The organism is Arcobacter sp. 15-2 (assembly GCF_047159865.1).
In the GTDB taxonomy this organism is placed as follows: domain Bacteria; phylum Campylobacterota; class Campylobacteria; order Campylobacterales; family Arcobacteraceae; genus JAIOSF01.
This window is the reverse complement of the sequence record NZ_AP038804.1, coordinates 487,547-501,850: the sequence shown is the minus strand read 5'-3', so window position 1 is coordinate 501,850 and position 14,304 is coordinate 487,547. Positions and strand designations below refer to the sequence as shown.

General features: G+C 28.7%; 10 protein-coding genes. All 10 read left to right on the top strand.

The window, feature by feature from the left end:
- Positions 1–1,283 precede the first annotated feature (1,283 nt).
- The 10 genes from ACMCMH_RS02645 to ACMCMH_RS02600 all read left to right on the top strand — a co-directional run bounded on the left by ACMCMH_RS02645 (position 1,284) and on the right by ACMCMH_RS02600 (position 14,272).
- Entirely contained in the window at positions 1,284–1,517 is a 234-nt protein-coding gene (locus ACMCMH_RS02645) for a hypothetical protein (protein ID WP_412726815.1), read from the top strand.
- Between the two features lie 14 nt (positions 1,518–1,531).
- Positions 1,532–2,629 carry an AAA family ATPase gene (locus tag ACMCMH_RS02640; protein WP_412726813.1) on the top strand — a complete coding sequence of 366 codons (1,098 nt, stop codon included), beginning with the start codon at positions 1,532–1,534 and terminating at the stop codon, positions 2,627–2,629.
- Between the two features lie 15 nt (positions 2,630–2,644).
- Positions 2,645–3,730, top strand: a complete 1,086-nt coding sequence (locus ACMCMH_RS02635) for a hypothetical protein (protein WP_412726811.1) — start codon at positions 2,645–2,647, stop codon at positions 3,728–3,730.
- Positions 3,730–4,194 (top strand): hypothetical protein, encoded by a 465-nt coding sequence (locus ACMCMH_RS02630; RefSeq protein ID WP_412726809.1) that lies wholly within the window; start codon positions 3,730–3,732, stop codon positions 4,192–4,194. The genes ACMCMH_RS02635 and ACMCMH_RS02630 overlap by 1 nt, the downstream gene beginning before the upstream one ends.
- Positions 4,195–4,932: 738 nt before the next feature.
- Entirely contained in the window at positions 4,933–5,589 is a 657-nt protein-coding gene (locus tag ACMCMH_RS02625) for a hypothetical protein (protein ID WP_412726807.1), read from the top strand.
- A gap of 664 nt (positions 5,590–6,253) precedes the next feature.
- Complete coding sequence (locus tag ACMCMH_RS02620) at positions 6,254–6,757, top strand: hypothetical protein (RefSeq protein ID WP_412726805.1); 504 nt, start codon at positions 6,254–6,256, stop codon at positions 6,755–6,757.
- Between the two features lie 158 nt (positions 6,758–6,915).
- Positions 6,916–10,581: a conjugal transfer protein TraG N-terminal domain-containing protein gene (locus ACMCMH_RS02615; RefSeq protein WP_412726803.1), complete on the top strand. Its 3,666-nt coding sequence runs from the start codon at positions 6,916–6,918 to the stop codon at positions 10,579–10,581.
- Positions 10,582–10,789: 208 nt separating this feature from the next.
- Entirely contained in the window at positions 10,790–12,736 is a 1,947-nt protein-coding gene (locus ACMCMH_RS02610) for a conjugal transfer protein TraH (protein WP_412726801.1), read from the top strand.
- Between the two features lie 15 nt (positions 12,737–12,751).
- Entirely contained in the window at positions 12,752–13,903 is a 1,152-nt protein-coding gene (locus ACMCMH_RS02605) for a hypothetical protein (protein ID WP_412726799.1), read from the top strand.
- Positions 13,904–13,987: 84 nt separating this feature from the next.
- Positions 13,988–14,272 (top strand): hypothetical protein, encoded by a 285-nt coding sequence (locus tag ACMCMH_RS02600; RefSeq protein WP_412726797.1) that lies wholly within the window; start codon positions 13,988–13,990, stop codon positions 14,270–14,272.
- Positions 14,273–14,304 lie beyond the last annotated feature (32 nt).

Below are 14,304 nucleotides of genomic sequence, written 5' to 3'. Positions count from 1 at the left end.
TTGTTTGAACTCTCTCTTTAAGAACTCAAACAAATAAATAGTTAGAAGACTTTTAACAATAATAATTTAAAGAACAAAACTTAAGAAAAAGAATTAATCTTTTTATTTAAGTTATGTATAATTATATCATGTTTTTAAGTTAAAGTTAAGTTTTTTAACCTATTTTAGCTATTTTTTTTGCAAATTTGTTAAAAAGCACGATAAAATGGGCTTTTTTGTATGTTAAGTTTTTGGTAGATTTTGCTGTTTTTTAAGGTAAAAATACCCGTTATCACGATTTTTTGCTGATTTTTTAGAGTTTATTGTTTTGTATTTATTTGTAAAGTTTTGTAAAAATATAGGTTGTTTTTACTTGGAAAACTTAAAGTAGTAGTTTGTGTATTTTGAGAATTGATTAAAAGAGCGGTAAGCTCGTTGATTAATTGTGTTTTTTTTGATTTGAATACCCACCGAAACTGTAGTTATTTTGATGGTGGTTTTCTGGTCTGTGATTTATGATAGTTCATAATATCCATTTAAATCGCTTTTAGTGTGTTGATGATGTGATTGTATAGCTAAGTAGTAAATCGTTTGCTGTGCTTGATGTTTTGATAGTGTTTCAAGCTGTTTATATCTCTGAGCAAAGTTATTACTGTGAGATAGATATAGATTCTCTTTTTATTATTTAAGCGAAGCGATGAATGTGTGAAGACGAAGTCTGAGTCAATAAAGAGTTAAGGTTGTAAGCTGATAAGTTATACCTATCTTTTTTCTTTGGACTAAGGAAGAGAGACTATAAGATATTTGAAAATTGAAAGAAATAATATAAATTCCTTTCAAGAAAAATAAAAAAAGAATAAGAAGGATTGAGAGCTGAAAAGCGAACTCAATCTTTTCTTATTTACTTAAAACCCCTTAAAGGGGTTTAGTTAAGAAAATAATTAAGAATAAATTGCGAATCTCTGTAAGCCCCTTATATTCGAGCTTTAAAGCTTATAAAAAAAATGCGAAACACCACCGAAACTGTAGTGCAAACACCACCGAAACTGTAGTTATTTAAGGTCAAAACACCACCGAAACTGTAGTTTTTATAATAGTATCTTCATAAATGACGATAAGATGGTGGTTATGTAAAAATAAATAGCCTAAACACCCACCGAAAATTGACCTAACTTTTTTAAGCAAATTTTAAGAACTTTTGAAATTTAGTTGAAAAACTATTGACTTTATTATTATTTTATGTTAAAGTACAGTAAATCTATTCCAGATTAATATATTCTATACTGGAATCAATGGAGGATAATATGATTACTATAAATAAAATTAAAAAAAATATAAATCCTTCTGACTATTACAAGAATCAGAAAGATTATATAAATATTAATGTAGCTCATAAAAAAATGATTCAATCTATTTTAGATGAATTAGAATTAAAGAGTTCTAAGAAGAGTATTGTGATTGAAAAAATATTTGATTATGTTTTTTCAGATGAACAAAGATTAAAAGAGTTAGTTGAAAAACTAAATAACAACAATTAAAGGAGATACATGAGATGTCAAGAAATATTACTAAAGGAGAAAAAAAGGAATTAACGGAGTTCCTTGTTAATAAAAATATTATGTCTGAAAAAGATGTTGCTAAGTCAACAGCTTTATTTAAACTTGGAATCAAAAATACTGTTAATTTATCTGTTAAAAAGACTAAGACTCTTAATGACTTAGAAGATGAATTAATCTGTACAAGATACTTACCTCTTAGAAGAAATTTTATGAACAACATAAGTGCTGACGGAGGTACAGGAAAGACTACTTTAATGATAGTAGAAATCTGTTATTTTCTTCTACAAGAAAGAGATGACTACAACAGAGAATCAAATGCTCTATTCTGGGCTTCTGAAGACTCTGCGGATGATATTAATTCTATGTTTTATCTAATCTGTGATGAACTATTAGGATTAGATGAATCTGATAAAGAATACATTATTAATCACTTAACAATTATAGATGTATCTTCTGTTATACCAGCTTTTTTAGAAGGTGATAAGTTTAACAGAAAGAAAACACAAGCATATTCAGATTTTATAGAACTTGTTAAGTTCTATGATTTAGTAGCAATTGACCCACTTATTGCTTTTTTTGGTGCTTGTGGATTAGATGAAAACTCTAATTCAGATGCAAAAATGTTTATGATGTTATTAACAGTTTTATGTTTTAAATATAAAATAACAATTATTACTATCTCACATACAGCAAAATCATCATCAGGTACAAGAGGAGCTTCAGCTTTTCAAGATGCTTTTAGATTTTCAATTTATATATCAAAGTATAAATTAAAGCAAAAAGACGAGGATGGTAAGGATATTAGAGACTTTAAGAGTGGAGAATATATTTATGCTGATAATCCAGATAAAGCTCATTTAAGAGAAGTAAGAATTATTAAAGATAATTCTAATGTATCTAGGTATCTAAAGAATAATCAAATGTTCTTTGATTTTTGTTATCCAAATAATTTTGAAATTTTTGATGTTCAACTTTTCCCACGAGGGAGAGATTTTGAAGAAGAGCTTCAAATTAAAGAAAAAAGGTTTCTGTCTAAGATAGATTTACAGAAAATAGAAAATTATGAAAACACAGGTTTTTCAGATTTTTAAGAAAGGAGGTTCGATATGTTAAATAATACAGTAAAGTTTCCAAACTTACTTGGAAAAATTGATTTAGAAACATCAAGAGTGATGGAAAATGTTTTAGAAGAAAAATATTCTTTTAATGGAAATAATATTGTTCTTGAAAGAAAAAATAATATCTCTACAAATGATATGATTTTATTATTACAGTTAATTGAATCTTCTCAAAAGATGAATTCTGAACTTGTGATGAATGACAATTATAAAACTACTTATACAGACGATGAAAGAAGTTCTTATATTTCATCTGTTAAGAAATATTGCCTTGAAGGAGAAGGTAGAGAGATATATCAGTCTTTTAAGGACGATAAAGAAGGAAGACTGGCTTATATATCTAAATTAGTCCAAGAAAGACTTGATAAAGATAATTTAGAAAAATATAAGATGTATTTTGAATCAGATGAAAACTACAAATTAAAAGTTGACATTGGTATGTTGCTAAAAGCAAGAAACTTAGTTAATAAAGTAGAGAATAGAGCTGTTATAGTTAATTCTTTAGAGAATTTGTTTGGAACAGTTATTAAGTTCTATTTTCTAAATGAAGATTTATCAAATGACTTTAAAAAAATAAAACAAAATAAAACTTATTCAGAATGGAAAGACGAAGTTAAATCTCACTTTATAAAGAACAAAAGAAAATCAAAAATGTTTTTAAGACACTTGATTGAAAAGATGAATGTGAGTGAAGATTATAAAGTAGTTGAGATTGAACTAAATAGAGGTTTTGTTGATTACTGTTCTACATCTAGGTTTTATAATTATGAGCATCTAATTAATTTAAAAGGTAATTCAGCTAAAGCACTATTCTTTTATATCTCTTTTAATTATAAAGAGTTTATGACTAAAGATTTAATGTTTGATGTGATGGATTTAAACTATGCTAGAGCAGATAGAAATTTAGCAAAAGCAAAAGAATCTATTAATGAATTAATTGAAAAAGGAATCTTAACAAAGTCTTCTGGTTATGATAGAAAAAATAAAAGATTTGTTATTAAATTGACTGCATCAGAATCTAAAAAATTAGGTTATGTAAATAGAATTAAATATTCAAAAGGGGGTAAAAAGTAATGAAAGTAATAATTGAGCAATCAACAGGTAATTTTATTTTAGTAAGAAATAATATGTATAGTGAGTACCTTTCATTTGAAGATTTACCACTTGATTTTACTGAATTATTTGGATTTGAATTAGAGTATATGCAATGTAAAGATATATTTCCAGAGATATATCTTGACTATGCAGAAAAAGATGTTCACTTAGTTGTATATAAAAATGGTAGAAGAGAGCTTCTAACTGATTTAAAGTACCAACATATAAAAGAAAGATTTAAAGTAGTTAAATATAAATACAATACAGATAAAAACTTATTGTATTATGTTGTATTGAATCAAAAGGTTGATTCTTTAACTATGAAATATATTTTAGAGAAAAATTCTTATAGTTCTTTCTCTAAGGAACTTATTATTACAGAAAAAGACTCAGAGTTTATTTCTTCTTTCTATATAAAGAAAAAGGAAATTCTTTTTCCATAAAAAACTACCAGCTGGGTAGTTAAATACTACCAGCTCAGTAGGTAAAACTCCCCTTACCACCAAAAAACCCATTTTTTTCTCTACAAAACTTTACAAAACTTTACAATTTTTTACAAATAAATAAAAAATTTGTAAATTTCTTTTAATGATTACATCGCTGATTATAACAAATTAGGCTATTTTAGTCGTTTTTTTAATTCCACTTTTGACATTTTGTTTTCAGATTTTTATATAATTACAGTAAGAAAAGAAGAAATCTTCTTTAGCTTATGCACAACCAACAAGGGTTCGAGTCCCTTCTTTGATGCGGAATTGAGGTTGTAGCTTAAAGGCTTTTAATTGAAGATTAATAAATTTGTCGAAGGTCTTGGTAACAAGAGAGACTTACAACTTCTTTACTATCGAAAGAAAAGTATTTTAGACTTTAAGTTTATGACAGAGAGCTAAATTGTAAATCTTTTTGAATGATTATTACAGATACAAGAATGAGTAATTAACATTCTTTGTTATCGAGAAAAAAGTGTTTATAGACTTGAAGTTTATGACTCAGCTATATTATAAATCTTTTTGAATAATTATTAACAGATACGAGAAGGAGTAATTAACCTTCTCTTTTTTTATGCCTAATTTTTTAATCTCTACAATTTTTTACAAAATAATCAATCTTTATCTATTCACTTTTATTATCAGATATTTCATTCTTATAACATTTATATCAAAACAAAAGAGGACAATATTATGAAATATACAATAAAAACAAAGCTTAATTTAAAAGATAAATTAACTATAGAAGATAAAGTTTTTTCTCAATTAGAGAAAACAAGAGAAGAGTTGCATAGAGCAATTCTTCTAATGATTGAAAGATATACATTTGATGAATTTACTATTGAATTTATAGATATAGAAATAGATTTAATTGAAACAAAAATAAACTATATAAAAGACGAATTAGAAATATTATGTGAATTAAAAATCAATATTGATAATAAATTAGTGTTAGCAAAAAAAATAAATTCTATTGATGAATTTAAAAAAGGATGCTTAGAAGAGTATTTTCTTTTTATAGAACAGTTAGCTATGAACATAAATTATTTACATAAGAATATATTAAAAGAATCTCAAAAGGTAGCAAAAACAAATGAAGCTATATATGAAGATTTTATAGAATATTTTCTTACAGTTATTGAAACAAGAGATAATTATAAAAATTTAAATATTAAAATATATGACAATGATAATCTACTTCTTGAAACATCAAGAAAAGCAAAAGAAGAGTTTATTATTAAATTTGATTTTGATGTAGATTCAAAAAAGCTAAAGATAAATAAGAATATGTTTTTTAGAAAAAAGCAGATACTTATAAAAAAAGCTTATGACATGTCACAATGTATTTAACCAGAAGAGAAGTTCCTAATTGAGCTTCTCTTTTTTTATGCCTAATTTTTTTAATCTCTACAATTCTTTACAAAACTTTACAATTCTTTACAAAACAACACAAATTAATTAATTATTAAAATAAAATAAATGTTTCTTTAATTGTGTAGTGTCTCGACCATGATGGTCTCGTTCAGGCATCGCTTCGCTTAATGATTGGATTGTGAGCATTTCTTGTGTGTGAAGCTAATGACTAAGCTGTAAGCTATTGTATTGTAGGTACAGAAAGTACCAGCTTCTATTATTTAAGCGATAGCGATGCTGTTTGAGTCGATAGACGAGTCATTAAATAGAAAGTCTTTTACGATGCTATAACTATGTATCTTAAAAAAAATATGGAGGTGCAAAGTGGTAAAAATACTTATAACTATAATTCTAAGTCTAAGCTTATCTGCAAATTGTGTTTTGACTAACACAATGATATGTACAGACACAAAAACTACAAAAATAGACAAAAAATAAAAGAAATGTTAAAAGTTTTGCTTAAAACTTAATTTTTTCTTAAAATTGTTCTATAACTATATACAGAAGAGAGAAAGTTCTTTCTTCTTTTTTTAATTTTCATAATTCAAGCTCTTTTAGAGCTTAATGTTCTTAGAACAAATAAAAACAAAAGGAGAATAATATGAAGAAAATTATATTAAGTGTAGTAGCAACATCTTTAATTGCTACATCAATGTTTGCTGAAACAAGCAAAAATGGAAATGTTATTAAAAATACTTTAATAACTTGTGATAATGGTGCTGACGGATTTGAGACTACTGTATCAAATTTAAATGTTAAAGATGTTGTAGTTAAATATAACTCTTGCAATTCAAGAGGAATTGAAGTGGTTGACACAAGAAAAGCTAAGTCAGTTCAAGTTCAAGTTCAAGTTAGTTATTTTGATTTTAGTAAAGATTTTTATATTAATACTCATGCTATTGATTTTGAAAAAATCGGGTTAGATAATAATGAAGGACATTACGAGATAAAAAACAAAAATGGAGAAAGAATAGGAGAATTTGAGAGAGAAAGATTCTATTTGTTTGATAAAAAAAGTAAAGATTCTGACTTGTATATAGAAGATAAAGTTTATACTGTATCTATGTCTGAAGATAACAAAGAATTCACAATAAAAAGAAAATAAAGAAAGAAGGGCTTAACCGCCCTTTTTTCGATTAAAGACTAACAATATATATAATAAAGAGAAATAATATAAAGAAAAAGATTTCTTTTTATTATGTGTAAAAAAATAAAAAAAGAGAAGAGCATTTGAAAGGAGTGAAGCTCTTCGAGGAGTGAATTATGAAGAAGATTTTATTGATATTTATTATGATGACTACTGCGGTGTTTGCTGATAGTCAAAACTTTCTTGTTGAAAATACTGAAATGGTAGATGTGTATTTTAATATATTTAATGCAATATCAGCTCTATTTCAAAATGGGAGCTACTTAGATTTACTTAAGTTAGCATTTTTACTTGGTGGATTTTTTGTATTTGCTGGTGGAATTTTAAAAGCATGGGAGTCGAATACTAATCAAAAGATTATATCTCCATACTTTGTTTATTCTGCTGTTGTAGTTGCTTTACTTACAGTTTCTCTATCAAGTCATAAAACAACTATGGTAATTACTACAAATAATTTACCTTCATATTGTTCAACTACTAGTTCAAATACTGTAGGAACTATGGTTGAGCTACCAGCTGTTATTGGTTATTCATTTGCAACTATGAATTTAATTGGTAGAGAGATGACAAGAATGGCTGAAATGGCTTTTACAAAGCCTTCTTCTTCAGGAACTACTAGCATGACAGACTCTGGAGGTTATCTAGGAACATTAAAGCATACATTAAAATTAATGAGTTATGACCCTAATAAAATTACTTTGAAAAATAATATGTCAGGAACAGGAGAATCTACTGATTTAATATCTCTATGGCAAAAACATTTTAATAAATGTGTGTATGAGGTTGCAAACAATAAAGGAGCTGAAGGTAGAAAAAAAATAGGAGAGCTAAAAGCATCAAAAGACATATATAAATGGACTAAGGATTTTCTTGATTACAAATTTCAAGGTTCTACAAAGGCTACAGGAGAAGCATTAATGACTATGAATGGTGTTAGCTTAAGTTGTAGAAATAACTTTGTTTTCTTGGAAGAATCAATTAACATATTAAAGCAAGAAAATGAATGTTTCTTCTCAGAAATGAATGGAGGAGTATTACAGTTAATAACTGGTCAGACAGGAATGACTGGAAGTAATTTTGATGAAATATCTATTCAATCAGGATTAATTACTGCATTAGAATCATCTGCTAATATGGGTTCGATTGGTGTTTCATCTGGTACTACTTATGCAACAGGAAAAACAAAAGCTGAATTCATTCAAGGTTCTATGGCAAGTGGAATGTACATGGCTGAAATGCTTCCTTATCTTCAAATGACAACTAGAGCAGTATTATATGGATTCTTTCCATTCGTGTTTGTAATCTTCATTTTACCGGGTGGTCTAAAGGTTATCGCTCAATACGGACAAACATTATTATGGATAGAGCTATGGGGACCAACTGCAGCTGTTGTTAATATGCTTGTTAATATTAAAGCTGAGAATAATTTATCTGAATATTATTCTGAAGAAGGGCTAACTTTAATGTCTAGTGCTGATATGCTATCAGATGCTTCAACTATTGCTGGTATTGGTGGTATGCTTTATATGTCTGTACCAGCCTTAACATGGCTTATTCTTAAAGGTAGTGGTCACATGTTAGGAAATATGACTGGAGCTGTAACAGCTGGTTTAACAGCTAATTTAAAGTCTCAGTCAGTTGCTAAAGATATGTCAATGAATAGAGCTTCTAAAATGAGTGGTAATTCAATCACAGAAACTATTAATAATATTGAAGCTTCTAATATGACTAATAAAGTATCAGATGGAAATGCTTTTAAATCTGTTGGTATGAATCAAACATTAGATACAAAAACTACTACTAATAAAGCTCAGAGACTTGCTGAAGTTGAAAAAGTTGCATCACAAGGTGGTAAGCAACAATTTATAGATACTCAGGTTAAAAAGTCTGGATATGATGCTGTTTCAGAAAAAGCGGATGTTGATGCAAAAACTGAAGCTGGTGGTAAGCAAGTAGTTTCTGATAATGCTTATGTTAAGACTTCTACAGAATTAGAGACTAGCAAAAAAGAAATCAAGTCTGCTGGTTCTAAAGAAAAAGTTGTTGATACTAAAAGTGATATGAGTAACAAAAACTTTAATAAAGATTTAGAAGTAAATAAATCAACTACTACATCTGATTTTGGAAATCTTGGTAAAAAAGAAGGAGCTGAAATATCAGGAACTTCTAAAGTGGTTTCTAAAAAAGGTGCTAAATCTTTTGAGGATGCAAAAGTTCAAGAAGTTGCAAAAGTTGTTGAAACTGCATCTAAAAAGAAAGCATTAGCTGGTGGAAATGATGCTGTTGTGAAAACAGAATCAGATATGGAAGCTAAAGAGTTTGCTAAAAAAGATGTTGTAAATGAAGGTACTTCTACTAAAGATTATAAAAATCTTGGTAAGCAAGAAGTAGCTGAAACAAAATCTACTTCAGCAAATGTTGATAAGCATGGTCAAGCAAAGATTCAATCTAATCTGACTAATAAAAAGAATGAAGAGACTATAAAAGACTCTACTAGATATTCTGAAATTGGTGGAAATAAAGATAAATTCTTTGAGCAACAAAGCAAAAATGACTTTAGAACTAAAGAAAAAGTTGATTTCCTAAAAGGAGATTCTAATGGCGATGGTAAATTATCAGATAATGAAATTAACAAATTAGCATCTATTAATAATGTTAGTGCTAAGTCACAAGTTTTAGCTGAAGATGTAAAACAACAAGCTCTTGTTCAGGAAGGTAAAAAATTAAACTCTTCTGATTCACAAGAAGCTAAAGAAGCAAAAGCAAAAGGTCAAAGTCAAGGAGGACTTAATAAAGACCTTGCTACTGCTGTTGCTTTCAATTCAGGAGCTGGTGTAAAAGTAGATACATTTAACAAAAGAAAAGATAATAAATCTGTAGAGAATTTTGAAGATTCAAATGTTCAAGCAGAAAATATCGCAGACCAAGAGTCTTCTTCTAAAATGTTAGATGTTAGTAAAGCTCAAAATGAAGCTAATTCATTAGCAAAAGATATTACATCTTATGATGATGAAGCTAAGAAGCAAATAGAGAAATTAGTATCAAATGGTACTAATAGAACTAAAGCTGAAAAAGCTGTTCTTGGTTCTCTAGCTAAAGAAGGTTATGCTTCAGATAAGCTTACTGCTAAAACACTAGGAAATGAGATTGGAGAAATCAAAAAAGCTAAAGAGAAAGACTTGGCTAAAACTGGAGTTAGTGCAGAGTCTATCGAAAAGCAAAAAGAAGCAATTGCTAAATTAGATGAGTTCTCTAAGAATGAAAACTTTACAGAAGACCAGAAAAAAGGATTCAAAGCATCAGCTGATAATATGAGAAAGTCTATCTCTAAATATAATAATTTAAATAAAGAGTATGACAAAAAAATGGCTGATAAAGTTGCTGAATACGAAAATGCTGGATTAGTGAGAGTTGATAGAAAAACTGGAGATATTAAATTCTTAGATACTAAGAAACAATTAGATTCAGCATCAGATTCTCAAAAAATGATGATTCTTAAAAAGATTCAAGGTGCATCTCAAGGTAGAACAACTGAAATGAATGACCTTGATGGTATGGAATCTAAAAAAGTTAAAAGCTTAATGGGTAGCAACACTACTGACATTAAAAAAGCTGTTAATGAGTGGAGCAAAACAGGTAACTACAACTATGACCTTGGTTATAGAGCTGTAGATGCTGGAATGGTTGATAGAGAAACATTTGCTAATATGAATACAGCTGTAAATGCTGTTAAAAACTCTATCGGAGTTGTAGGAGCTGGTAAATTCTTAGCTGGTAAATAATTAAAAAGAAGGATTTAAAAGTCCTTCTTTCTCTCTCTTATCTCCAAAATCTCACAAATATTCTATTTTAAGTATAAAATCTCTTAAAACTTAAGTTTTTCTTAAAAAGGTTCTATAACTAATTATAGAGTTTTGAATTTTTTAAAAAGTCCTTTCAGGAAATTTAGAAAATCTCAAATAATAAGAAAAAAATAATAGGAGAAAGGAGATGAAGAAAAAAATAATCAATCTGTCTTTAATTGCTGTTCTTTCGTTGCAATCTGTAGCTTCAGCTGGAAGCTTTCAAGGAACAACGAATTATGGTGGTAGTGATATTATGAAGAACATGTTGTTCAATCACACACCATCAAAGTCAGTTCAGTTTAAAGACTCAAATGGAAATACAATAAAATCTATGTACTACTCTGGAGGATATTACTTCAGATTTAATAATGATGTAGCCCCACAACCTTTATGGGCATTCTCGCCACCAGAAATTGAAGCTGGTTGTAATGGTTTTAACCTTAAAGGTATGTTCATGTCATTATTAGGAATTGACCAGTTTGGTGCAATGTTACAAAATGCTGGTACTTCATTAGCTTGGGGTGTAGCGGTTGGTCTTATCTACTCATTGCCCGGTGTTGCTTCAGTTTTCAAAATGATTAATCAATGGGCTAAAGATATTCAAAAACTGTTATCTATGGCTTGTAGTTCTGGGATTCAAATTGGAGAACAGATTGGCAAAAAGCTTGGAGATGCAGTTGGTTATGATAAAGAAGCTGTTGAAAAAAGCTTAAGATTTGGTTTATCATCAGATTCAGTTGCAAATGGTCTTCAAAAAGGTATCAAGACAACATTAAAGGATGGTCTTGGATTAGATGGTGTTGATTTTAGCTGGGATTCTGGATTTAGTTTCGGTGGTGGAGATGAAGCATCAGAAAAGAAAAAGAAGGAAGCTGTTTCTTTACATCTTTCAAAAATCTTTGGAGATTATTCTGTTGGTGGTAGTATCATGTTTGATTACATCATGAAGTCGAAAACGACTCTTGATACTATTAAGAATGAGCTTAAGTCTGAGAAGTCTCCAATTTTCTATAGAACTATTTCTCTTGATTATAGTTCTGGAGATGGAAACTTCAATAACAATATTCTTGAAGAGAGTATTGATAATGTTCAGTCCAAGATTGTAAGCCCTACTGATAAAGTTAGTTTCGGTATGAAACTATTATCTTATACATTCTTCTATAACTTTGGTGGAGACCTTGGTTATACAAGAGATATGGCTGACACAGTTATAAAAAGATTAGGAGACATGTATAGCTGTTCATCAGCTACAGATATGCCTTCTTCATCTTGTAGTCCAGACGAAAAAGCAAACAATGATAAAGCTTTAATAGAAGCATTATCTAATCCAAGTTTCACGATAAAAGTATCTCCTGTTGGAAAGGTTAGAGTTCCAACTGGTGCTGAAATGAAGGATATTGTTTTATTAGGATATTCAGAACAAACTAAAGAGATTTTAAAAGATTTAGTTGCTCCTGAATTTCTTGTAATTTCTACGGAAGAAAAAGATAAGAGTGAGAAAAACTTTATCATTACTCCTACAGAGCCGAAAGAAAGAAAGCCTTTCTTTGACTCTAATAAGTTCGCTGGTGCAAAAATAATTAGTCAATGTAGTCTTTATAATTCTCTAAAAGGAATTATTCCAGAAAACTATATTGGTGGTTTATCTGTAACTGGAGATTCTTCTGTTGATTGTAACAATGTTCCATTGATTATATTTCCAGGGGTTGAACTGTATGCTGATATTTTAAGCAAAGCAATCGACACAGAAATCACGGAAGGGATTAGAAAAATGAATGAAGTTAATTTATATTTAACTGCTAATTCTATTTTAGACCAGATTGGAAACAATCTATCTGTTAGTAGAGTTGGTACAACTAAATTAACAACTAATATGATTCAAAATAATCCAAGTTCATCTGCTCCTGTTCTTTCAGTAGAAGCAAATGATGTTTATAACTCTATTAGCAATTTTAAGCAAGTTATTGACGATGCAAAGTCAGAGCTTGATAAAGAGTATCCTTTTGGTAGAAAAGGTGTTAATGAGTTACAAAAGTATTTCCAAGAAATTGAGAAAAACATCAAGAAAAGAGCTTTAGAGAATCAAAAATAAAGGGGGCATTGAGATATGAAAAAGTTAATATTAACAACATTATTTGGAGTTGCATTAAGTTTAAATCTTAGTGCTTCTCTTGTTAAAAAGAATACTGACCTTGACTACGATGTAGCCAAAGGTTGGTGGTGGTATGAAGAAACATACGAAGATACTAAAACTAAAGAAATTAAAAAAGTGAAGTATAAAGTTTCTCCAGAAGAAAAAGCTAAAAGAGATGCTAAAGAAGAATCAAATAGATTATTAAGAAAATCTATTGAAGTTCAAAAAGAAATACAAAGTAGATTGGAGTATGCTTTTCCAAATGTTACACCATTAAAAACAGTAAATAAAAAAACAGGGAAAGAATGTGTGACAAACTCTTCTATGGACTGTTTTGTAATGCCTGTTATTGCTGAAGGACAACAAATTCCTGTTCTTAAAGAGTTTCTTAGAGAACCAAGTCCAAGTAAATCAAAGGAGTGGTTAAAATGGCAAGCAACTTACTTCAATCATGTTCAAAAGGTTAGTCATGGTTTAAGATTTGCATATTTAAAATATGGAGCTGAAGCTTATCCTACGACAACAACTTATTCTTTAGGAGATTCTTTAACTTTAGCTAATTCTGAAAAAGCATTAGCTCATAGACAAGCTAAGATTATTCATTCTATGAAAGATAGCATCGGGCTATTAGTTTTCGTTGGTAAAAATGCTTTATATGAAAAAACCAACAAAACAGCTTATCAAGTGCATAACTGGAATAAATCTTTCTTAAAAGATATAGGTAAAGTTTTTGTGTTCCAAAGTGAAGCTGAAAGAAAAGAGTTCTTTAAAGAAATACAAAAATATGTTCAAAGAGGAGAAAAAGAATTATACAAATTCTGGAAAGATGCAAAAGTATCTGTAAGACCAGATTTATATGAAAAGTATAATGTTAGAATGACTCCATCGACTGTGATGTTCTATTATCCAAAGAACAAAGATAAAACTGGTATTAATCAATTAGTATTAAGCGGTTCTCTTGGTTCTGACGATTTAAGAAGACAAATGATGCACTTCTTAACTTACAATGAGATTGTAGATGAAGGAAGTATGGGTGCTGATAAGAACTGGGCTTCTCCATCGGGAGATGCTAAAGTTCCAAAGGCTAACGAATCTAAGATTTACAAGGATTATTTAAAGAAGTAATCCTTAACTCCAGAAATAACATTTTTATTTCCTTTTCCTGTAAAATTATGATAACTAAAATTTATAACACAGGAGAAAGGAGAAATGTTAAATACATACAAAACAACAATTACAGCAAGAAACTACGAATTACAGTCTATCAATCTACAATCAAGAGAACTTAAATTTTTACAAGCAATTTTAAACCAAGAAATAACAGATGCTAATATAACAGTTTGCTCTATTAGAAGAAAATCTTTTGGTTTTATGTTTATAGATTTTAAATCTACTAATTCTAAAACATTAGAAGAGAATTTTAAAGAATATTACTCTGTTACAGAAGTAAATATTATAGAAAAGATTGAAAAAGAGCTTGAATTAGCATCATAAGCTCAGAAAATTATTTACGATGCTATAACTAT